This is a genomic window from Campylobacter lari subsp. concheus, assembly GCF_008245025.1.
Lineage (GTDB): Bacteria > Campylobacterota > Campylobacteria > Campylobacterales > Campylobacteraceae > Campylobacter_D > Campylobacter_D concheus.
In genome coordinates, this window is sequence record NZ_CP043426.1 from 906,929 (window position 1) to 929,639 (window position 22,711).

General features: G+C 28.8%; 28 protein-coding genes. 2 read left to right on the forward strand and 26 right to left on the reverse strand.

Annotation, left to right across the window (positions count from 1 at the left end):
- The first annotated feature begins 2 nt into the window (after positions 1–2).
- Entirely contained in the window at positions 3–3,017 is a 3,015-nt protein-coding gene (locus CLCT_RS04740; RefSeq protein ID WP_149062423.1) for an efflux RND transporter permease subunit, read from the forward strand.
- On the opposite strand, the gene CLCT_RS04745 is transcribed toward CLCT_RS04740, so the two are convergent.
- From CLCT_RS04745 to CLCT_RS04830, 18 genes are all read right to left on the reverse strand, one after another.
- Entirely contained in the window at positions 3,018–3,347 is a 330-nt protein-coding gene (locus CLCT_RS04745) for an ArsC/Spx/MgsR family protein (protein WP_149062424.1), read from the reverse strand.
- Positions 3,341–4,681, reverse strand: coding sequence for a class II 3-deoxy-7-phosphoheptulonate synthase (locus CLCT_RS04750; RefSeq protein WP_149062425.1), 1,341 nt, complete (start codon positions 4,679–4,681; stop codon positions 3,341–3,343). Before CLCT_RS04750 ends, CLCT_RS04745 begins: the two co-directional genes overlap by 7 nt.
- A gap of 52 nt (positions 4,682–4,733) precedes the next feature.
- The gene (locus CLCT_RS04755; protein WP_240379230.1) at positions 4,734–5,087 is read right to left on the reverse strand and encodes a cupin domain-containing protein; all 354 of its coding nucleotides are present in this window, start codon (positions 5,085–5,087) and stop codon (positions 4,734–4,736) included.
- A gap of 2 nt (positions 5,088–5,089) precedes the next feature.
- The gene (gene rplS / locus CLCT_RS04760; RefSeq protein ID WP_012661698.1) at positions 5,090–5,446 is read right to left on the reverse strand and encodes a 50S ribosomal protein L19; all 357 of its coding nucleotides are present in this window, start codon (positions 5,444–5,446) and stop codon (positions 5,090–5,092) included.
- A gap of 11 nt (positions 5,447–5,457) precedes the next feature.
- Positions 5,458–6,162, reverse strand: coding sequence for a tRNA (guanosine(37)-N1)-methyltransferase TrmD (gene trmD, locus CLCT_RS04765; protein ID WP_149062426.1), 705 nt, complete (start codon positions 6,160–6,162; stop codon positions 5,458–5,460).
- Positions 6,159–6,683: a ribosome maturation factor RimM gene (rimM, locus tag CLCT_RS04770; protein WP_149062427.1), complete on the reverse strand. Its 525-nt coding sequence runs from the start codon at positions 6,681–6,683 to the stop codon at positions 6,159–6,161. The genes trmD and rimM overlap by 4 nt, the downstream gene beginning before the upstream one ends.
- On the reverse strand, positions 6,673–6,918 hold the full coding sequence (locus CLCT_RS04775) for a KH domain-containing protein (protein WP_012661701.1): 246 nt from the start codon (positions 6,916–6,918) through the stop codon (positions 6,673–6,675). The genes rimM and CLCT_RS04775 overlap by 11 nt, the downstream gene beginning before the upstream one ends.
- Before the next feature lie 3 nt (positions 6,919–6,921).
- Positions 6,922–7,149 carry a 30S ribosomal protein S16 gene (gene rpsP / locus CLCT_RS04780; protein WP_012661702.1) on the reverse strand — a complete coding sequence of 76 codons (228 nt, stop codon included), beginning with the start codon at positions 7,147–7,149 and terminating at the stop codon, positions 6,922–6,924.
- Positions 7,150–7,220: 71 nt separating this feature from the next.
- Positions 7,221–8,558, reverse strand: a complete 1,338-nt coding sequence (ffh, locus tag CLCT_RS04785; RefSeq protein ID WP_149062428.1) for a signal recognition particle protein — start codon at positions 8,556–8,558, stop codon at positions 7,221–7,223.
- A gap of 64 nt (positions 8,559–8,622) precedes the next feature.
- A complete protein-coding gene (locus CLCT_RS04790; protein WP_149062429.1) occupies positions 8,623–9,375 on the reverse strand; it encodes a pseudouridine synthase family protein in 753 nt (250 codons plus the stop codon).
- Entirely contained in the window at positions 9,356–10,540 is a 1,185-nt protein-coding gene (gene waaA / locus CLCT_RS04795; protein ID WP_149062430.1) for a lipid IV(A) 3-deoxy-D-manno-octulosonic acid transferase, read from the reverse strand. The genes CLCT_RS04790 and waaA overlap by 20 nt, the downstream gene beginning before the upstream one ends.
- Positions 10,537–11,256 (reverse strand): zinc ribbon domain-containing protein, encoded by a 720-nt coding sequence (locus CLCT_RS04800; RefSeq protein WP_149062431.1) that lies wholly within the window; start codon positions 11,254–11,256, stop codon positions 10,537–10,539. The genes waaA and CLCT_RS04800 overlap by 4 nt, the downstream gene beginning before the upstream one ends.
- An 11-nt stretch (positions 11,257–11,267) precedes the next feature.
- Positions 11,268–11,993 carry a Nif3-like dinuclear metal center hexameric protein gene (locus CLCT_RS04805; RefSeq protein WP_149062432.1) on the reverse strand — a complete coding sequence of 242 codons (726 nt, stop codon included), beginning with the start codon at positions 11,991–11,993 and terminating at the stop codon, positions 11,268–11,270.
- Positions 11,983–12,843, reverse strand: coding sequence for a glycine--tRNA ligase subunit alpha (gene glyQ / locus CLCT_RS04810; protein ID WP_039668538.1), 861 nt, complete (start codon positions 12,841–12,843; stop codon positions 11,983–11,985). The genes CLCT_RS04805 and glyQ overlap by 11 nt, the downstream gene beginning before the upstream one ends.
- The gene (locus CLCT_RS04815) at positions 12,840–13,346 is read right to left on the reverse strand and encodes a DUF3972 domain-containing protein (protein WP_039668539.1); all 507 of its coding nucleotides are present in this window, start codon (positions 13,344–13,346) and stop codon (positions 12,840–12,842) included. The genes glyQ and CLCT_RS04815 overlap by 4 nt, the downstream gene beginning before the upstream one ends.
- A 9-nt stretch (positions 13,347–13,355) precedes the next feature.
- Positions 13,356–13,850 carry a 5-(carboxyamino)imidazole ribonucleotide mutase gene (gene purE / locus CLCT_RS04820; RefSeq protein WP_039668540.1) on the reverse strand — a complete coding sequence of 165 codons (495 nt, stop codon included), beginning with the start codon at positions 13,848–13,850 and terminating at the stop codon, positions 13,356–13,358.
- The gene (locus CLCT_RS04825) at positions 13,847–15,103 is read right to left on the reverse strand and encodes a peptidase U32 family protein (protein ID WP_149062433.1); all 1,257 of its coding nucleotides are present in this window, start codon (positions 15,101–15,103) and stop codon (positions 13,847–13,849) included. The genes purE and CLCT_RS04825 overlap by 4 nt, the downstream gene beginning before the upstream one ends.
- On the reverse strand, positions 15,100–15,807 hold the full coding sequence (locus CLCT_RS04830; protein WP_039668542.1) for a hypothetical protein: 708 nt from the start codon (positions 15,805–15,807) through the stop codon (positions 15,100–15,102). The genes CLCT_RS04825 and CLCT_RS04830 overlap by 4 nt, the downstream gene beginning before the upstream one ends.
- Positions 15,808–16,008: 201 nt before the next feature.
- Between CLCT_RS04830 and glnA the strand changes: the two genes are divergently transcribed.
- On the forward strand, positions 16,009–17,439 hold the full coding sequence (glnA, locus tag CLCT_RS04835) for a type I glutamate--ammonia ligase (protein ID WP_039668543.1): 1,431 nt from the start codon (positions 16,009–16,011) through the stop codon (positions 17,437–17,439).
- 28 nt (positions 17,440–17,467) lie between these two features.
- On the opposite strand, the gene purU is transcribed toward glnA, so the two are convergent.
- The 8 genes from purU to CLCT_RS04870 form a co-directional block, all read right to left on the reverse strand.
- Complete coding sequence (gene purU, locus CLCT_RS04840) at positions 17,468–18,295, reverse strand: formyltetrahydrofolate deformylase (protein ID WP_039628491.1); 828 nt, start codon at positions 18,293–18,295, stop codon at positions 17,468–17,470.
- Entirely contained in the window at positions 18,292–19,401 is a 1,110-nt protein-coding gene (locus CLCT_RS04845) for a tRNA nucleotidyltransferase/poly(A) polymerase family protein (protein WP_149062434.1), read from the reverse strand. The genes purU and CLCT_RS04845 overlap by 4 nt, the downstream gene beginning before the upstream one ends.
- Positions 19,370–19,807, reverse strand: coding sequence for an effector protein CiaD (gene ciaD / locus CLCT_RS04850; RefSeq protein ID WP_149062435.1), 438 nt, complete (start codon positions 19,805–19,807; stop codon positions 19,370–19,372). The genes CLCT_RS04845 and ciaD overlap by 32 nt, the downstream gene beginning before the upstream one ends.
- Positions 19,804–20,052, reverse strand: coding sequence for a hypothetical protein (locus CLCT_RS04855; RefSeq protein ID WP_087699331.1), 249 nt, complete (start codon positions 20,050–20,052; stop codon positions 19,804–19,806). Before CLCT_RS04855 ends, ciaD begins: the two co-directional genes overlap by 4 nt.
- Positions 20,053–20,113: 61 nt before the next feature.
- Entirely contained in the window at positions 20,114–21,286 is a 1,173-nt protein-coding gene (locus CLCT_RS04860; protein ID WP_149062436.1) for an MFS transporter, read from the reverse strand.
- A 2-nt stretch (positions 21,287–21,288) separates the two neighbouring features.
- Entirely contained in the window at positions 21,289–21,456 is a 168-nt protein-coding gene (locus CLCT_RS07685; RefSeq protein ID WP_170230438.1) for a hypothetical protein, read from the reverse strand.
- A gap of 2 nt (positions 21,457–21,458) precedes the next feature.
- On the reverse strand, positions 21,459–21,794 hold the full coding sequence (locus CLCT_RS04865) for a chaperone NapD (RefSeq protein WP_039668548.1): 336 nt from the start codon (positions 21,792–21,794) through the stop codon (positions 21,459–21,461).
- Positions 21,781–22,707 carry a WD40 repeat domain-containing protein gene (locus CLCT_RS04870; protein ID WP_149062437.1) on the reverse strand — a complete coding sequence of 309 codons (927 nt, stop codon included), beginning with the start codon at positions 22,705–22,707 and terminating at the stop codon, positions 21,781–21,783. Before CLCT_RS04870 ends, CLCT_RS04865 begins: the two co-directional genes overlap by 14 nt.
- Between the last annotated feature and the right edge of the window lie 4 nt (positions 22,708–22,711).

Below are 22,711 nucleotides of genomic sequence, written 5' to 3' on the forward strand. Positions count from 1 at the left end.
TCTTGTATCGTTTTGCTATTAATAATCCTATTGCTGTTTTGATGTTTTTTATCGCTTTGGTGATTTTTGGTACTTTTTCTATTTTTAGTATGCCTATTAATCTTTATCCAAAAGTAGATATTCCTTTGATTAAAATTACCACTACCGCTAATGGAGATTTAAAATTTATAGAATCTAAAATAACCAAAGAAATAGAAAATGCAATTTCAGATGTACAAGGGATAAAAAATATCAATTCTACAAGTTATAATAATTTTTCTATTTCTGTTGTTGAATTTGAATTAGGCAAAAACTTAGAAGTAGCTGCAAATGATATTAGAGATAAACTTAATACTATTAATCTTCCGGTAAAGCCAACACTAGAAAAAATATCCCCCGATGCAGGATCTGTTGTATCATTATTTTTAAGTTCTAAGGATCATTTAAAACTTATGCGTAAGATTGACAATGACATAAAACCATTTTTACAAAAAATTTCAGGAGTTGGAACGATCAATGATATAGCCTTTTTAAAACCACAAGTTCAAATCAAACTCTTGCCTAATGCCTTGCAAAAATACCACATTAATGCACTTGATGTAGCCAAAATCATCCAAAGCCATAATTTTAAACAATATCTAGGTGAGTTTGAAAATTCAAAAGATAATTTCACCATCAAAGGATATTTTGAAGCACAAAATTTAAAAGAGTTAGAAAATATACGCATTTTTAGTGGAATATTTTTAAAAGATATAGCAAATATTAGCTATGGCTTAGAAGATCAAAAGCAGTTTGCAATGTTTGATACAAAAGATGGGGTATTGCTTGAACTTAATAAAATTTCTGGTTATAACTCCTTAAAAGTTATAGAAAATATCAAAAATTCCTTAAAAACACTACAAACAATAGCAGGCAATGAGGTAGAAATTAAAATAGTTTACGATAAAAGCCAAAACATCTTAAAACATATCAATCAAGTTATCTTTGATATGATTTTTGGTGTGATTTTGACACTTTTAATAGTGTATGTATTTTTAAGAAATATCAGTGCAACTATTTTAGCTTTTATTGTTTTACCAACTTCAATTATTTCTAGTTTTTTTCTCATTAATCTTTTAGGTTATGACATTAATCGCTTAACCATCATAGCTCTTACTTTAAGTATAGGAATTTTTATAGATGATGCTATAGTTATTATTGAAAGTATAGCCAAAAAAGCAAAAACACTCCCTCCTTTACAAGCTTCATTTGAAGGGATCAAAGAAATAGGTTTTAGCGTTTTAAGTATTAGTGCGGTTTTATTGTGTGTGTTTATACCTATTGCTTATATGAATTCAGTTCCTGGTTTATTTTTTAATGTATTAGCTACTAGTGTTGCTTCTGGTGTGATCATAAGTTATCTTGTAAGTGTATTTTTAATACCTACCTTAAGTGCTAGATTTTTAAATACTAGCGAAAGCACATTTTATAAAAAAAGTGAATTTTTATTTATAAAACTTGACTTATTTTATGAAAAGCTACTTTATAAAGTTTTAGCTAATAAAATTAAATTTATCCTATCAACACTTATTATAATTACTTTATGCTTTTCTTTAACTCCTAAAATAGGATTGGATTTTCTACCTATAGAAGAAGATAGCGAAATACAAGTTTTATTAGAAAGCAAAAACGACTTATCTTTAGAAGCTATGAAGGAAAAAAGTTTAAAAGTATATGAATATATAAAGCAAGATCCAAGTGTTGCTTATGCATATTTACTTATAGGATATAATGACGCAAAGGAAATTAAAAAAGCAAAAATTTATGTAAAATTAAAACCTTTAAATGAAAGAAAATTCAGACAGCCTAAGCTTATTAGCCTTTTTCAAGAAAAATTAAACTCCTATGAAGACTTAAAAATAAAAGTTTTAGAACTCCCTAAAATAGAAGGAGCAGGCATTGAAGATCCAGTTCAAATTCAAATTTTAGGTGATGATTTAAAGTCAATAAAAGAAGCTATTGATAGAATGAAAGAAGTATTTTCAAAACACGAAGGTTTTGTTGCTATAGATGATAATGAAGGGGATTTAAAAGAAGAGATTGCTATTAATATTAACAGAGAAAAAGCTGCTAAACTTGGTATTAACCCTCAAGAACTGGCTTATGTTTTGGCTTATTCCTTTGGAAATTTAAGTGTTGGAAATATGGATTATAAAAATTTTAAAGATGAAATTATTCTTAGCTTTGATGAAGCTTTTAAGCAAAATCCAACCAGTTTAGAGCTAATAGAACTTAAAAATCACAACAATGAAAGTATAAAACTTGCTAGTATTGCTAGCTTTTCTTATAAAAAAGATCTTTCTTTAATTAACAGACACAATAAAACTACTAGTATAAAACTCACTTCGAGTATAGAAAACATTTCTTTAGGTGAAGTAAGAAAAATTTTTGAGTCCAATTTAGCTTATATTTTAGGAAAAAATAACCTATCTTTTGCTTATTCTGGTTTTTTGGACTTTTTAGATGATACCATTAGTGGATTTTTGTTTTCTATATCTTTAGGAATGATTTTGATTTATCTAATCCTTGCTTCTTTGTATTCAAGCTTAATACTTCCTTTAATCATCATGATAAGTATGCCTTTGGCCTTTGGTGGAGCTTGTTTTGGAATTTTTATCACAGGAAATCACTTTTCTTTATTTGTACTTGTAGCTATTATTTTGCTTTTTGGAATGGTAGGAAAAAATGCTATATTATTAGTAGATGTAGCTAATAAAAAATGCGATGAAGGCATGGAGGTAGAAAAAGCGCTAATTTATGCAGGAAAAAGTCGTTTAAGAGCCATTTTGATGACTACTTTTGCGATGATTTTTTCCATGCTTCCTCTAGCACTTTCAAAGGGTTCTGGTTTTGAAGGAAATTCTCCTATGGCCATTGCTATTATATTCGGACTTATTAGCTCAACTTTACTTACACTTTTAGTAGTGCCAGCTTTATTTAAATTTGCTCATAATTTAGATGTGAAAATTAAAAAAATCTACCAAAGAGAGAAAATTTAATTAAAAACTCTCATATTCTTTGGCTATAAAGACTTCATCATCTTTTACAATTAATGGGCGTTTTATGAGTGTTGGACTTTGTAAAATCATCACTTTAATTTCATCTTGGTCTAAATTTTGAAGTTTTTCTTTATTTAACCCTAATTTTCTAGCACTCATACCTGCTGTATTTACAAGCTCTAAAATACTTCTTTTACTAAGCCAAAAACCCAAAGTTTCTTCATCTAGTTTTTTAATGTCTAAAAATGCAAATTCAATTCGCTTAGAATTTAAATAATCCATAGCTTTTTTAACACTATTGCAATTTTTAATACCATAAAATTTTAACATTTTCTTGCCTTTTTAACTAAGTCTGCTATAATAAATGCTAATTCTAAAGCTTGATCAGCATTTAATCTTGGATCACATTGTGTTTCATAACGTTTAGAAAGTTCTTCTTGAGTGATATTTAAAGAGCCTCCTACACATTCTGTTACATTTTGCCCTGTCATTTCTAAATGCACCCCACCAGGATACACTCCCTCACTCATAGCTATTTCAAAAAATACACGCACTTCTTGGATGATTTTATCAAATTCTCTTGTTTTAAAATTACCTGATTTAACTGTATTTGCATGCATAGGATCTATGCTATAAAGTATATTAAATCCTTCTTGTTTTAACTCTTTAAATAATTTTGGCAAGGCATTTTCTATCTTATCACACCCCATACGAATAATGAAATTTAACCTTCCTGCTTCATTATGCGGATTTAAAATACTTACTAGCTTTTTTATCTCATCTAAATCATAACTAGTGCTAAGTTTAACACCAAGTGGATTTTTCACCCCGCTTAAAAAATGCACATGTGCTTCATCTGCTTTTCTAGTACGCTCACCTATCCAAAGCATATGTGCTGAGCAATCATAAATTTCCCCACTTAAACTATCTACTCTAGTTAAAGCTTCTTCATAAGGCAAAAGCAAAGCTTCATGAGAAGTATAAAAGGCTGTTTGAGAAAGATTTGGAGTATCAGTGATGCCGCAAGCTTGCATAAAGGCTAAGGCTTGAGTGATTTTTTCACTAAGTTCATCATATTTTTTTCCAAGCTCTGCCTTTTTTAAAAAACCCAAATTCCACTTATGCACTACTCTTAAATCTGCTAAACCACCTCTTGAAAAAGCTCTTAATAAATTTAAAGTTGTAGCACTTTGATAATATGCTTCTAGCATTCTTTTAGGATCAGCTGTTCTTGATTTTTCATTAAATTCAAAACCATTAACAATATCCCCACGATAACTTGGAAGTGTTACTCCATCTACTTCTTCAAAATCACTACTTCTTGGCTTTGCAAATTGCCCTGCAACACGCCCTACTTTCACTATAGGACAAGATCCTGCAAAAGTAAGCACTATAGCCATTTGAAGCATAACTTTAAACATATCTCTTATATTATCAGCACTAAAATTTACAAAACTCTCCGCACAATCTCCTCCTTGGAGTAAAAACGCTTGAGAATTTACAACATTAGCAAGGGATTTTTTTAATTTATCCACCTCACCTGCAAAAACAAGTGGTGGTAATTTTTCTAATTTTTTAACAACATCTTGCAATTCATTTTCATCAGGATATTGTGGTTGTTGTTGAATTGTATAATTTTTCCAAGAATCTTTAGTCCATTTCATAACTTAACTTCCTTATTTTAGTAAGCTAAAATTATACAAAATAAGACTTAAATTAATATTTTAAAATACTTTCAACGCGTTCAAGACTATCTTGCTTATATAAAGTTAAGCGCACTATAGAATCTTCTAGCGCTAAAAGATTATGGACTTCATGAGCTTTTAAACTTATACTATTCAGTGTTTTAAGTAGAATTTTTTGGTTTAAAACTCCAAAATCAATGGAACCTTTTAATACTTGTATGGTAATATCAAAAGGCGCTTTATGATCTTTCATAAAGCTATCTTTTGACATAGTTATGCAGATTTCTTTAGCATAAGTATTTTCTATTTTCTTAGATATATTTATGCCATTTTGAATTTCTTGTTCCCAAGAAATTACTTCATATATTTGAGTTCTAAATTCCACTTTTATTTTTTAAGTTCTTTAATACGAGCAGCCTTACCTCTTCTATCTCTTAGATAGAATAATCTAGCACGACGCACACGACCTCTTCTTAATACTGTAATACTTTCTAAACTTTCACTATAAATAGGGAAAATTCTTTCAACGCCTACATTGTTAGCACCTATTTTGCGCACGATGAAAGTTTCATCTACACCATTTCCTCTACGTGCTATACAAATACCTTCAAAATTTTGAATTCTTGTTTTATCGCCTTCTTTAATGCGAATAGCAAGTCTTAAAGTATCTCCAGCACGAAATTCTGGAACATTTTTACCTTCAATTTGTTTTTGCTCAAATTGCTCAATGTATTTATTTTTCATAACGATATTCCTTAAAATTTGCGTTCATGCTTTTGATACAAATCAGGACGAAAATATTTCGTTTTGCAAGACGCCAAAGTAGTTTTTAAAGCTGTGATTCTAGCGTGATTTCCCTTTAAAAACTCTGAAGGCACATAAAATTTTTTATTTTCCTTTTCAAAAATAAAAGGTTTGGAAAACGATGGAGCTTCTAATAAGTCATTTTCAAAACTTTCTTCACTTAAGCTTTCACTATTTCCAAGAACATCTTGGATATTTCTGCTAATAGCATCACACATCACCAAAGACGCTAACTCTCCACCTGTAAGTATAAAATCACCTATAGAAAATACCTCGTTAGCAAATTCTTCCACAATGCGTTCATCCAAACCCTCATATCTACTACTTACAAAGCAAATATGATCTTTTTTGCTTAATCTTTTAGCATCAGTTTGCTTAAAAGTCTTAGCACAAGGCAAAAGAAAAACAAAATGAACATTTTTATCTTGCTTTTTAATACGCATTAAACAATCATACAAAGGTTGAGCTTGTAGTAAAAGCCCTGCGCCTCCTCCTATTTTATAATCATCTACTTTAAAGTGCTTGTTTGTGGTAAATTTTCTAGGATTAATAAAAGTAAATTCTAATATCCCCTTTTCTTTTGCCCTTGCCAAAATAGAAGTTTGAAAATAAGGTTCAATAAGCTCTGGGAATAAACTTACAAAAGTATATTTCATGAATTTTCTAAAATATCCAAAGCAGATTGTGTAAATATCTTTTTACTTTCTACATCAACTTTTTGAATATATTTATCAACATAAGGAATATAAAAATTTTTAACCTTTGTCTGTAGTTTTTCATCGCATTTTATACAAAATAAAAACCCTGCTCCATTTTCTAAAATGTCTTCAACTACACCTAATTTTTGCTCATTTTCAATAACATCACATCCAATTATGTCAAAATAAAAATACTCATCTTTTTTTAATTTACAAGTTTCTTTTGTAGCTTCAATAGTTTGAAAAAGAGTAATATTAGTTAAGGTTTTAGCAGCATCAACACTCTCAAAGCCTTCAAATAAAATCAAAGATCTAATTTTATCAAAAGCCTTTATGGTGTAAATTTTTTGATTAATATCAAAAAATTTAGCACCTATTTTAAACTGCTCATAAAAATCACTAAAATTATGTAATTTTACATAACCTTTTAAACCAACACTTTTTCCAAGTTTAGCAACTTGAACTAAATCACTCTTCAATGGCTTTTACCGTTATACGATATGAAGTTGCATCTTTAACTTTGTAAGCCATAATAACTGTTTTTATTGCGTTGATTAATTTTCCATTTTTTCCGATCAACTTACCAGTATCAGATGGATCGACATAAATGATAATTTCAGCAAAATTATTTTCTAAATTTTGTCTTTGTATATCAACTTTTTCAGGAAAATCAACAATTAATTTTGCGTATTCTCTTAAAAAATTTTCAACCATTTTTTATTTGCTTGTAATAGCTGCTACTCTATCGCTTAATTTAGCACCTACGCTTTTCCAATAAGCTAAACGTTCAGCATCAAATTTTACCACTTCAGGCTCAACCATAGGATTATAATATCCAATGCTTTCTATCCAGCTACCATCACGTCTTTTTCTACTATCAGTTACAACTATACGATAAAATGGTCTTTTTTTACGTCCCATTTTTGTAAGTCTGATTACCGTCATTTTAATACTCCTAAAAAAATTAAAATTTTGTTATAGATATTTTAACTCATATATCCATAAAAAAGCTTTAATTATTGCGGTCTTTTAGCTTGCTGCAACATATTCATAAAGTTTTCCATTCCTTTTTTGTTTGAAAATTTCTTTGCCAACTTAGCTGCATTACTAAATTGTTTTAAAAAGCGATTTACCTCCATTTGAGATAAACCAGCACCCTCTGCAATACGACGCTTTCTTGCGTTGTTTAACAAATCAGGATTTTCTCTTTCTTTTGGTGTCATTGATGAAATCATTGCCTTAATATGAATAATTTCTTTAGAATTATCCAAGTCAATATCTTTAATATTTGCCGCCATAGATGATAAACCAGGTATCATACCAATGATTGATTTCATACTACCAAGTTTTTTAACACTTTCCATTTGATTTAAAAAGTCATTAAAATTAAATTCACCTTTTTTAATTTTCTTATTAAGTTTTTTTGCTTCCTTTTCATCAATAATGGCTGCAGTTTTTTCAGCCAAAGTCGCTAAGTCACCCTCGCCCATAATACGATTAACAATCCTATCAGGGATAAATACTTCTAAATCAGCTACTTTCTCACCAACACCAATAAATCTTAAAGGCACACCAATTTGTTTTGCTATACCTAGTGCAACGCCACCTTTAGTATCTGCATCAAATTTACTTAAAATAACCCCTGTAATTTCTAAAGCCTCATTAAAGCTACTTGCAGTCTTAACTCCATCTTGACCACTCATGGCGTCAGCTACATAAAATACTTCATCAGGATTTAAAATAGCTTTTACTTCTTTAAGCTCATTCATCAAATCCGTATCGATTGCTAAACGGCCGGCAGTATCTACAAGCAAAACATCATACATAGAATTTTTTGCTTTTTCTAAAGCTTGTTTAGCTACATTTAAAGGATTATTTTCATTTTCTATAAAAAACAAATCAAGCTCATTAGCTTGAGTGAGTTGTCTTAACTGTTCTACTGCAGCCAATCTTTGCAAATCACATGCAGCAATTAGTACTTTTTTATTTCTTAACTTTAAATAATTAGCAATTTTTACCGTAGTAGTAGTTTTACCACCACCTTGCAAACCACACATCAAAACAACCGTAGGTGGCTTACTAGCAAACACAAAACCTTGATTTTTACCTTTAACACTAAGAATTTCTTCTAAATTTTTCTTAATTGAGTCTAAAAATTGTTTTTGACCTATGCCATTGGTTTTCACATCATTTTCTACTAAAGTAAGTAATTCTTTAGTAACTTTATGATGTACATCTGCTTTTAAAAGGGCTTTTTTTAAAGTGTCAAGAGCGTTTTTTAAAGCTTTTTCATCATCAACAAAACGAAGTTTATTAACCGCGGATTTAAATGACTCGCTAACTATCTCAAACACTTTATTTTCCCTTTATTAAAATTTTAAAAAGCTAAATTATAAACCCTTTTAGCTTTAAACGCCTTTAAAAATTTAAATTTTTTATTTCAAAACCATAAACATTGAAGCTCTCATCAAGCAAGGCTTTAAATTGATAATCAAGAATATGCGTTTCATAAGAATGCAAATACATTCTAGAAGAGCTAATTTTTGCATATTTTTCATCACCGATAATACCATGTTTTATATGATTTAAATGCACTCTGATTTGATGTGTTCTACCTGTTTTAATAACTACTTTTATTAAGGTTTTTTTAGCATTTACCATTAAAGGTACAACTTGAGTATGAGCTTCTAAGCCAAATTTATCAATTTTACTAAAGGCTCCAGATTTATTTTTTATTGTAGTTATTTTTTCACAAATTTCAAATTCTTCAGCAATCACTCCATCAACAATAGCTAAATAACTTTTATAAACATTTTGTTTTTTGTATTCTTGAATACATTTTAGTCTAAATTCCTCATCTTTACTTAAAAGTAAAACTCCACTTGTTTCTTTATCAAGTCTATTGATTAATTTAGCATTATAAACACCTTCTAAATTCTCACTAATCTCTCCATAAGGCTTATTTAAAGCTATGATTTTATCATCTTCAAAAAGTATTTTTGCTTTTTTTATTTTTTGCACAACAAATCTTGTTTTAGAACTCATTAAAGCTCTAGCTATAACAATCTTTTTACCCATAGCAAAAACACAGCCCTTATCAATCAAATCTTTTGCTGCGTTATTAGAAATTTTTTCTTGCATTGCAAGCAATTTATAAGCTTTTTCTTGCATCTAAACCTTCTTTTATGCTTAATATAATTTCATTTAAACCACTTTGTTCTTTAACCTGCGCTTGCGATAATTTTTGTTTTAAAAAATTATTTATATCTTTTACACTCTCGCAAATATACAAATCACCAACTTCTTGATATAAACTTTCTTGATTAAAAAAATATTTCCCTGAAATAATAATATTATTCCATCTAGCTGCTTCTATGGGATTATGCCCACCTATATTGTCTATAAAAGAGCCGCATAAAAAAACCACATCACTAATCTTATAAAAACTTTCTAGCTCACCCAAAGTATCCAGCAATAAACATTTAGCATTAAAAAAATTTGCAAAATCATTTTCGCTTAAAATAAAGTCTGAAAATTTTTGCATATTATAATGATTTTTTTGACAAAAATCTTTTAAAATTTCCTCAACCTCGCCAAAACGCTCTGGATGTCTTGGAGCAATAATCAATTTATCGTTTTCTTCTAAATTAATTTCATTAAGCAACAATTGCTCTTCATTTTCATGCGTACTAGCAAATATAATAATCCTAGCTTTGGGTTTGGAATAGTTTTTCACTTGCTCTTGTTTTATATTAGCTTTAATATTTTTATATACTATAACATTTTTAGCACCCAAGCATTCCAATCTTTCTTTGTCTTTTTGACTTTGTGCAAATACAACATCAATATATTTAAAAATCAAACGATAAAAAAAGCTAAAACGTTTGTAGTTTTTTAAAGATCTATCGCTAATTCTAGCATTTAATAAAACAACTTTTGCATTATAAAATTTAGCCATAAACACAAGCATAAGCCAAAGCTCTGCTTCAAAAATAACTAAAACTTTACAAGGTCTCATCCAAAAAGGTACAAAAACCTCGAAAGGGAAAAAATTTACTTTTTTAGAATATTTTAAAGCTTCACTAAATCCAGTTTGAGTTATGGTTGAAATTTTACAGGTTGGAAAAAGTTTTATTAAAGGAATAAGGCTTTTAATTTCACCAAAAGAACAAGCATGAAAATATACATCACCTTGCTTTTGCCTTAAATTTTTGTAAAGAAAAAATCTTGATTTTAATGATATTTTATACTTTTCCTTGCAAAAACTTAAAATCAATAAAAAAGGAGCTGCAATTATATATATAATCACAGCAAAAATATAATAAAAAAAAATCAATTTTGATTTTCTTCTTTTTCTTTGTATAAAATTCTTCCACAATGTGGGCAAGTTATGATTTCATCACCTTTTAAAACAGCCAAATAAGTTTTATCATAAATTCTCATAAAACAGCCATAACAAGCATGTTTTTTTACAGGAACTACTGCAGTATTTCCCGCCCATTTTCTAATTTTTTCATAAAAAGTTAAAACTTTTTGGTTTATTTCGCCTACTAGTTTTACCTTTTTATCATAAATTTGTAATCTTTCTTTTTCGATATCTACTAAAACAGTTTTAGTTTGAGCATCAATTTGATCCACTTCATTTTCAAGTTCGCTTCTTTTAGCTTGCAATTCTTGTATAAACTTTTCTTTGTTTTCTAAAATTTTATCCAATCTTTCAATTTCTTCATTTGCAGCATCAAGTTGTTCTTTGGCTATATCCTCTTCAATTTTTAAAGCATTTGCTTCTTTTTCGGTTTTTACTGCTGCACTTTTTTTAGCTATTTCTTTTATTTTTACACCAAATTCTGCAATATGATTGTTGTTTTGAATTTTTTGATTTTCTATATCTTTAATATCTTTCTCAAAGCCTGCAATCTCCTCTTCTGTTTTATCAAGCAAATTGCGTTTTTCTTTTAAATCTTTTGTAGCATCTTCTACTTTATTTGCAAAACCATCAAGTTCTTTATCAATTTGCGATAAAGCTATAAGTTGTTCTAAATATTTACTCATTGAAATTTTCCTTAAAAATATTGAAATGGATTTTTTGAAACTGATATTATAACTTCTAAATGAAATTTTTGCAAATCTTTTGCTAAAATTTTACCAAAACAAGATTCACTTTCATAGTGTCCTATATCAATCAAACTAAGTTTATTATGATAACTTTCCAAAGCTTGATGATATTTAAAATCTCCACTTAAAAAGCAGTCTGCTTTAACACTAGAAATTAAATCTCCTCCACTACCTGTGCATATTGCTAAAGTTTTAATTTTTTCATTACCTGCATTTACAACTCTTACATAATCAAGCTTTAAACTTTTTTTTACATGATTAATTAAATCACTAAATTTAAAATCAACATCACAGTAAATTAAAAAATCATTTTGTTCTTTAATCTTAAAACCTAAAATTTCATGAGCAAAATAAGCATTTAAATGACTTAAGTCAAAATTCGTATGCATAGCAATTAAAGCTATGTTTTTTTGTATCATTTTAGTAAGAATATTTTGCGGATAAAATACCCCGCTTAAGTTTTTTAAACCTTTAAAAATCAAAGGATGGTGAACTATAAAAAGTGAATTTTCACGTGCATTTTCAATTAAATGTATATCCACATCAAGAGCAAGATAAATTTGATTTACTTCTTGATCTAAAGTTCCAAGCAATAAGCCACTATTATCCCATGAACTTTGCGTACTAAATGAGCTAATAGTATCCAAATAATCATAAATTTCTTTAATTTTCATCTAAACTTTCTTTATACACCAAAGCACAATTTTTAGATAATTCTCTAATTTTAAGCATAAAATCTTGTCTTTGAGTTACTGAAATAGCTCCTCTTGCATCAAGCAAGTTAAAAGTATGTGCTGCTAACATACAATAATCATATGCGGGCAAGGCAAGTTTTGCTTCTAGTGCATTTTTGCATTCATTATAAGCATTTTCAAATTGCACATTTAAAGTTTTTACATCACTTACTTCAAAATTATATTTACTAAATTCAAACTCACCTTGCTTGTGAACATCTTTATAAGTAATTTTTTCGCCGTTAAATTCATTCCAAACTATGTCATATACATTATCTACATCTTGCAAATACATTGCAAGTCTTTCTAAACCATAGGTAATTTCAGCACTTACTAAATCTACGCTTATACCGCCAACTTGTTGAAAATAAGTAAATTGTGTTACTTCCATACCATCAAGCCAAACTTCCCAACCCAGACCCCAAGCGCCCAAACTTGGACTCTCCCAGTTATCCTCAACAAAACGAATATCATGTGATTTTAAATCAAAACCTAAATTTTCCAAACTTTTCAAGTATAATTCTTGGATATTATCAGGACTTGGTTTAATCAAAACCTGAAATTGATAATAAGCACCTAGTCTATTAGGATTTTCACCATATCTTCCATCAGTTGGTCTTCTACTTGGTGCTACATAAGCAGCTGCCCAAGGTTTTTTACCTAAACTTCTTAAAAAAGTTGCAGGATGAAAAGTCCCTGCACCTGCTGGAAAATCATAAGGCTGCATAATGGCGCAACCTTGTTTTTGCCAAAATTCTTGTAAGTTTAATATCATTTGAGAAAAAGTCATTTTTCTTCCTTTATTTCTTCTGGCTTTTCAGGTGAATTTGCATATAATTCTACTGTTTTATTCCACATCATTTTATATTTTCTTTTTAGAAATTCCACTTCATTGCGTGCATACTTGAGTTGCTCGTTAAGATTTTCTATAGTTTTTCTATCCTCATCATAAAGTTCTTGCATAGAATAAAGAGCATCTTTTAAAAATTTATTCTCACCTTTTAAAGCTTCTAAGGTCTCATCTTTAGCATCAAGAACTTTTTCGTGTAAGTTTAAAATAGTACCTATGGTTTTTTCTACAAAACTTTCTCCTGCTAAAGTCATAGAATTTACCATAGCAGGTTGCTTTGAGCTTGTTGGAACCACGCTAAATGTTCCCTGATTAGCCTCAATATAAATTTCACCCTCTTCTTCTTTGAAATTTAAAGCACCATTTGCCATCATTCCTTTTACAACATCTTCAGATAAATGCACTAATTGACAAAATTCTTTTAACTTCAAGTAGGTTTGCATAAATACTCCTTAAAGAAAAACTTCAATGGTACTAGAATCTTGAATTAGTTTTTCTTGTTGTTTTTTTCTATCTTCTAATAATTTTTGTGCTAGAAATTCATCCTCTATAGCTAAAATTTGCACAGCTAAATAAGCTGCATTAATAGCCCCTGCTTTACCTATAGCCAAAGTTGCTACAGGAATTCCACTTGGCATTTGTACAGTAGAAAATAAAGAATCCATACCTGCCAAATTACTTCCTGGCATAGGTATACCTAAAACAGGTTTTGTTGTATGCGCTGCAACAACTCCTGCTAAATGTGCTGCCATACCTGCTGCTGCAATAAATACTTTTGCACCTTTTTTTTCGGCATTTTTGATATATTCTTGGGTTCTTTGAGGACTTCTGTGTGCTGAAGTGATTAAAACTTCGTATTTTACATCAAATTTTTCCAAAATTCCTAAAGCTTCTTTCACTACATCATAATCACTCTTGCTTCCCATCAATATAGAAACAAATTTCATTCAACACTCCTTCTTAAAAAGCTAAATTCTGGAAGCTTAAACGGCAAAGTAATTTCATTTTCATTACCACTATGAATTTCACTAAATTCTTTATTATTTTTGGCTAATAATTGCTTAAAAACTATAAATTTCTTACCATCATTTTCATAGACTAAGCCTAGTTTATTTTCTCCTAATTCTATATTATAATTAATCGGAGTTAAAATTTCATATTCTTTGTTTAATTCTATCTTGCCTTTACATTTAAAAAACTCACCATCTTCACTAATAGCATGCACCTGATGAGTTCCTTCTTCTATACTTGTATTGTGATTAATAGAATCAGTTTTTTCATAAGCTCTTGAAACTAAATATCCATCCGTAAAACCTCTGTGCTTTAATGTATGGATTTCTTTTTCATATTTAGCAGCATCAAAAGTGTCTTCCAATACATCTTGCACCGCCATTTTATAAGTTCTTGTAGTCAAAGCTACATAATACTCGCTTTTTGTTCTTCCTTCTATTTTAAAAGCATGAATACAATTTTCTTGCATGATCTTTTGAATATATGAGCTTAAATTTAAATCTTTAGAATTAAATACATGTGTGCCATTTTCATCTTCTTCTAATCTAAAAAGTGTATTTGTCTCTGGATTTTTCGCATAAAGTTCATAATTAAATCTACAATCATTTGCACAAGAGCCACGATTACTCATGCGTCCACTTTGTACTGAGCTTATTAAACATCTACCAGAATATGCAAAGCACATAGAACCATGCACAAAACTTTCAAGCTCGATATTACAATTATTTTTTAAATCTTTTGCATCTTTTAAACCAAGTTCTCTTGCTATAACAACACGCTTAGCTCCCATGTCTTTATAAACTTGAGCGTCTAAATAGTTTAAAATATTAGCTTGAGTGGATACATGAAGATTAATTTCAGGTGCAAGTTCTTTAACTAAACGCATAGCACCTACAGAAGCTACTATAAAAGCATCTGGTTTCATTTCTTTTAATTTTAAAATATGCCTTTTTAAACCCTCAATTTGTGAACTAAAATGAAAACCATTAATGGTTACATAAATTTTTTTTCCTCTTGCGTGAGTATAATCAATAGCCTCTTTAAAAGTTTCATAATTGAAATCTCTAGCAGTTCTTGCTCTTAATGAAAAATTACTCACTCCCGCATAAACAGCATCAGCTCCATAAGCTAACGCTATTTTTAATTTTGTAAAATTTCCCGCAGGAGCTACTATTTCAGGAATAATCATTTTTTTCCTAAACTTGCGATTAATGCCTCAATATCATCATTGCTTACAACATCTGTAGTTGTATCACCTTCAATATGCACAGCAGATCCCACGCGTTTTTCATCATCAATTTTACCTTCAAATAGACTACTCATATATCTACTTAAAGCTCTCATAACATTAATAACACGTTCAATTTTTTGACGATGAATATCTTGATATTGCATAGCATCCATTGCCATCATAACCTCATCTTGTCCAGTTTGCAAACAACCTGTGATTTCATCTATAATATTTTTAGCATTATTGTTAGTTTCTATAGCTTCTTTAAAGCTTACAACATTAGGAAATTTTGCATTTAGTTTTTCAAAAATTTCTATATTTTTATTCAAAGCATCGCTAATTACACAAAGCTCATTTTCTGAATTTGCAAAAAAATCATTAATAATTTCTAACTTTTCCATCATTTCAGTAGCTTTGATTTCGCTATCTCTTGTAACATCATCAAGCTGATGCACAACTTTATGTTCTTTACTAGGTGGTGGTGGTGGCCAAGCCATATCTGCTCTTGCTTTATAATCACCATTAATCATTGCATCAACAATTTGTTTATTTTTTTCCTCATCTTCATACTCTGTTTCAGGCTTTATTTCTGTTTCTTCTACAGAATCAAGATCTAAATCTTCAGTGCTATTCATTAAAGCATCTAATTCTTCTTGAGTCATCTTTACACCTTTTTAATATAAAAAACTAATGTGAAATTATATTATAAAAAAATATAAACCAATATTAATTTTATTAATTAATTATATAAATTAATATTTTTTATATTTGACTATAAAAAAAATATTAATTTAAACTTAATTTAATAAAAATATACTACAATCTTAAAAAATAAATTAATACCGATTTAAAAAGGAGAGAAAATGGGTAAGTTTGTAAATAACATTGGTGAGTTTTTTAGTTATTGTCAAGAACATGAAGTTTTATTTGTTGATTTTAGATTTACTGATATGATAGGCACTTGGCATCATATCACTTACAATATAAAAGCAATTGATGATAAAACTTTTGAAAATGGAATTCCTTTTGATGCAAGCTCTTTGCACGGTTGGCAACCTATAGAAAAATCAGATATGATTTTAAAACCTGATGTAGAAAGCGCATTTTTAGATCCATTTACAGCAGATCCTACTATCATAGTAATTTGTGATGTATACGATATTTATAAAGATCAAATGTATGAAAAATGTCCAAGAAGTATTGCCAAAAAAGCAATGCAACACTTAAGTACAAGCAATATTGCTGATACAGCTTATTTTGGTCCTGAAAATGAATTTTTTATTTTTGATAATGTAAAAATAGTTGATTCTTCTCATTGTGCAAAATATGAAGTAGATACTGAAGAAGGTGAGTGGAATGATAATAAAGATTTCGCAGATAGTTATAATAGCGGACATCGTCCAAGAAATAAAGGCGGATATTTTCCTGTAAGTCCTATTGATTCTAGTGTAGATATTAGAGCTGAAATGGTGCAAGTTTTAGAAAGAGTGGGTTTAAAAACTTTCGTACATCACCATGAAGTAGCACAAGGACAAGCTGAGATTGGTGTAGAATTTGGAAATTTAGTTGAAGCTGCTGATAATGTGCAAATTTATAAATATGTAGTAAAAATGGTAGCACATTTAAATGGAAAAACTGCAACCTTTATGCCAAAACCACTCTATGGAGATAATGGAAGTGGTATGCATGTGCATATGAGTCTTTGGAAAGATGGAGTAAATTTATTCTATGATAAAAAAGGCTATGGAAAATTAAGCGAATGTGCAATTAATTACATCGGTGGAATTTTAGCTAATGCTAGAAGTGTTGCCGCATTTACCAATCCTAGCTCAAATTCTTATAAAAGAATAGTTCCAGGTTTTGAAGCACCTTGCATATTAACTTATTCTTGTCAAAATCGCTCTGCAAGTTGTCGCGTACCTTATGGTATTAACGAGAAAAGTGCAAGAGTAGAAATCAGATTTCCTGATAGCACTTCTAATCCCTACTTGGCTTTTACAAGCTTGCTTATGGCAGGACTTGATGGTATTAAAAATAAAACCATACCGGTTGGCCCTATGGATGAAAATTTATTCGCACTAACCCTAGATGAAATTAGAGAAAAAGGTATAGAGCAATTACCTCACACCTTAAGAGGATCTTTAGAAGCACTCATTAGAAAAAATGCTTTCTTAAAGCCTGTTATGAGTGATGTGTTTATCGATGATTATCAACACATGAAATTTGAAACCCAAGTATGGCCTGTAGAAGCTAGACCAACTGCATATGAGTTTAAAACTTGTTATTCTTGCTAATTTTTGATGCCTTTTTGGCATCAAAAATTTAAAACACTATCGTTTTATTTTCGTGTATAAAAATCCTATCATCAAACACCAAATCCAAGGCCTTAGAAAAAACATTTTTTTCCACATTACGCCCTGCTTGTTGCATAGCCTGCCAAGAATATTCATGAGTAACCGGTATAACATCTTGAGTGATAATTGGCCCCTCATCTAAGTTATTATTTACAAAATGCGCTGTTGCGCCTATAATCTTAACTCCTCTTTCATAAGCTTGCTTATAAGGATTAGCTCCTATAAATGCAGGTAAAAAAGAATGGTGGATATTAATAATCTTCCCTTCAAAATGCTCCACAAAAGATGGAGATAATATTCTCATATATTTTGCTAAAACAATATAATCAAACTCATATTGTTTTAAACACTCTAGTAATTTTTCTTCATGCTCTTGTCTGCTTAAATCCTGTGCTAAAATAGTATGAAAAGGTATGTTAAATTTATCCACTAAAGGTTTTAATACCTCATAATTTGCAATAACTGCTTTAATATTTGCGTTAAATTCCCCACTAAATTGGCGGATAAGTAATTCGCCTAAACAATGAGTTTCTTTAGTAGCTAAAACAATAATATCTTTTTTTCTCTTTGGTGTAATTTCGATTTGTGCATTATCAGGAAGCATGGCTTCAAGCGTTCCCTTAAAAGCTTTTATATCAAGTTCACCTTCTAAATGTGCCCTAAAGAAAAAACGATTTTCTCCAACAAATTCATCATTTTTTATAATATTGATTCTATATTTAAAAATAACATCTGAAATTCTATAAATCAATCCTTTTTCATCACTACTTGAAATTTTTAAAATATATTCATTCATTTTTGCTCCTTTATATAATTTTTTAATTCTTGCAATCTTCTTTTTTCAAGCTCAATCCCAAGCTCTTTTCCACTAAATCCTTCCTTTAGCAAATCATTAGCACTAATTTTACTTTCAAAAGTATGATGATATAAATTTAATTTCTTTGCTTGTGCTATACGCTCATTATCCCAAAGCCCAAGCCATTTACAAAGTGGAATTTTTAAAGCAATTTTAGCTAAATTAAAATTATCAATTTTACCTAAAATAAATTCTTGTTCACATTTTTTTAATAGTTCTTTTTTTAATTTTGTTTTATTGAAAAATTCCTCTTTATTTATATGAAAAAAATTCAAATACAAATATAAATACAAAGCCTCATCGCAAATTAATTTTTGACTATGCTCTAAAAGTCTTTCAAATTCTTCATTACAGCTTTGATAAAAAAATATTTTTTCTTCTAAATTTAAAATTTTGAAATACTCATAAGCTTTATTTAATTTTGAAGTTTTAAAAATTTTATAAAGTTCATTATTAATACGTTCTTTAGATAAATCACTTATATCCATAGTTTGCATTAACTTTAAACTTTCCTTTGCAATTGTTAAATCAAACCTGCATGCAAAAGAAATTCCACGAAGCACTCTTAAACTATCTTCAACAAAACTTTTATCATCAATATGTCTTATAATCTTTGCTTGTAAATCTTGCAAGCCATTAAAAAAATCTAAAAAATTAAAATCAAAAATATTTACCATCAATGCATTAACGGTAAAATCCCTTCTTTTAGCTCCTTCTTGTTCATCATTACAAACTTTAACTTCAAAACCTCTATGGCCTGTAGAAATTTTATTTTCATAACGTGCTAGAGCTAAATCAAATTTTTTGTATTTATATACAAAAAAACTTTTTCCTACTCCATTTGCACCAAATTTTTGCATAAGCTCATCAAAAAACTTAGGCTCAATATCATAAATTTCTATATCATAATCATCGCTAGATAAATCTAAAAAAGAATTTCTCACACAACCACCTACCAAATAAGCTCTTTGCGTGTAAGGTTTAAGTATATTTTTAATTCTTAAAAAATCTTGATCATTTTTTAAGTCTATCTTCAATCTTTGCAAGTAAAAACTCTAAAAAAGTAATTGTAATATCTAGTCTTTTTTCTATATGCTCATCTTTAGTATTTTTTAATCCTTCAAATAAAACTAAAATACGCTCTCTGAGATTTTTTAAAAAAAATTCTTCATTATTTATAATACTTTCTTTTTTTTCCTCTAAAGCTTCAACCTTAATAGCCATAGCTTGCTTATCTTCTTTAACTTTTACTTCTAAATCATCTAATTCTTGGATCAATTCTTGTGCAACTTGATTAATCTCTTTTTTTATTTTATCTTCTTGGATATTAATATTTTTTTCTTGGGTAATTTCTTCTACCATAGGAGCAAATTCATCATTTTTACTTTTTTTATTATCTAACTCTGAATTAACTTCGCTTATGGCCATTTTTGCTAAATCTTCTATATTCATAGTTTTATTAACCACCTTTTAAATTCATTAACTTCTTCTTCGCTTTTCATATTTACAAAAAAATCAAGCATATCGTAATTTAAATCTTCATGATTAGAACGCAAACCACTTAAACGCCTTATAGCATCAATAGCATTTTTATTTTGCGGATCTTGCTTTAATATATTTTTATAAATCTCCAAAGCTTCATCTTTTAAACCTTGTGCCTCATAAATAGAAGCCTCTGTTACTGTATATCGCATTATCAACTCACAAAAAATAAAATGTCAAAATTCTAACAAAAAAGACTTTAATTTATTTTAATTTTTACTTAATCACAGGAGCTTTATATGCTAAAAATACAAAAATATTAAGTATTATAGCTACCGTAATAAGCATAATAAAGCCTAAAGTAAAATTTCCAAAACTATCATGGAGCATACCTATAATCCAAGGTGCTTGAGCTGCTATTAAATACCCTATGCCTTGTGACATGGCAGAAAGTTTAGCTGCTATAAAAGAAGTTGAACTTTTTATAGCAATAAACAATAATGAAATTGTAAAAACCCCACTAGATGCAAAACCTAAGAAAATAGCTGCTAATAACAATACTAATTTTACATCACAAAAAAACACCAAAATAAAACTTAAAACATATAAAAAACCTAATATTATAATAACAAAACCCTTAGCATGAGCTCTTAGTTTTCCTAAAACAATAGGCAATAAAAACGCCACAGGCATGCCTATGATTTGAGAAAGTAATAAAACATTAGAACCAAAATCGATTCCAAAACCTTTTTCACTTATCATCACACTAAGCCAAGCAAAAAGACTATAAGATAAAAAACTTTGCAGTCCCATTACGATAGTAACTTTCCAAGCTGTTAAATTTAAAAAAAGATTTATTTTATTGATGTTTTTCTTTTTAGGACGCAATAATCTTTTGTTTTTCAAATGTGGAAAATAAAAAATCAAAGCAATCAAAGCTAAAACAACCCAAAAAAACATAGCTTGAGGTACTTCAAAAATTTTAAGCAAAGGAAGTGATAAGGCCACTCCAGCAATTGAAGATAAACCTATAATTGATCCATATAAACCCATTATTTTATAAGCATTTTTTGCAAATTTTTCTTTTACAAAAGAAGGTAATAAAACATTAGCTATTGCAATACCTGCCCCAATTAAAAAAACTCCATAAAATAAACCTATATTACCCCCATAACTTCTAATAAACTCTCCAAAAACAATTAAACACAAAGCAAAAAACAAAGCTTTAATTTGCGAAAAATACGCCACGAAAAAAGATATAAGTCCAAAGGCTATCAAAGGTAAAGTTGTAAGCATACCTGCTAGAGCTGAATTTATCTTATAGTATTCTTGAATGTATTCTACCATAGGACCTATAGAGGTTATAGGTGCTCTTAAATTTAAAGCAAGGGTAATTACAACTAAAATATTAATCCAAAAGAATTTTTTATATGAAATTTGCGTATGCATGATTATTTTTGATTTAATATATTTTCAAGATATTTTTGTTTATCTTGTTTAATATCTTTTTGTTCTATTTGTTTTTGTTGTTTTACTACTTCATTTTCCTTAGAAAAATAAAAATGATCAATAATAAAAACAGAAGAAATGATAAAAATCAAAGGAATCAAAAAAACCATAATCAATACTTTCTAAAGACATTACCATAGTATTCTATATTATCTTTTTTTAAATTATCATCAAAAGCATTTGCCTCAAAATTTGCTTTTAAAATTTTCTCTCTTTCTTCATCTAAATCCTGATAAGAAAAAACCATATTAATACTCACTACCCCATCAAGTTGTTCTAATTGTTTATATGCTTTTAACTCATCATCTAAATTTTCACTTTCTATTACTACTATAATTTTTTCATCCTGAGCTAATTCCACGCTACAACAAGGTGTTTTTTGAATTTGCTCTTTGAGCTTTTCTACTTTTTCTTCTTTAGTTAAAATCAATACACTAGAAAGATTCATCTATACTCCAAAATATAATTTTATTTTCATAACCCGCACTAATGAGTTCATGCTCATTTACAAATATAAGATATTCTAGCAAAAAATCTTTATTTTGGAATTTTTTTATTGTCTTTAGGTTTTTGGTATTTACAAGTTCTATAATATTTTTTTCATTATCCCCAAAAGCCGCTATAGAACCATTTTCATTTAAAGTGCAAGTATAAATCAAAAAATCTCTTTCTATATTTTTTTCTTGATCATTTTGCACTATGCCTAATTTTCTATCAGTACTACAGCTTGCAATAATTGCGCTTTTAAAATCAAGTTGATAAATATTATCCTTGTGAACATTCTTATAACTTTTTATTTTTTGCCACTTTTTCACATCAAAAAGCATTAGTTCACCACTTTCAAAACCCGCCACTAATTGAGTTTTAGTTTCATTTAAAACCACATCACTTAAGCTAGAGCTAGAAAAAGTAAAATTTTTTACAACATTTTTTGTTTTTAGATCAAAAAGCTCTATATTAGAACCTAGCAAGGCTAATAAAATAATATTATCATCTAAAAACAAAGCTTTTTTTACTCCATCGTTAGCTAAATCATAGCTTAAAAGTTGTTTATTTTTATAAACATATAATTTTTTACTTCCAAAATCACCTTCACTTAAAATCAAAATAGCCCCATTTAAGTAATCAATACTATAAATTCTAGGGCTAAGATTTTCTTCATAAAAATTTTTAATCTTATCTAGCTGAGTGATTTTTTGCATTTTTTTATCTTTAAGAAAATATTGATTTATTTCTCCATTATCAAGTCCTATGAGTAAACTATTATCAGCAAACTTTAAAGCGTTTAAATTTGAATCAAGCTTAAGCTCATAACTAAATGTATAAATACTCATTAATAAGACTAAAAATATTTTTTTCATAATT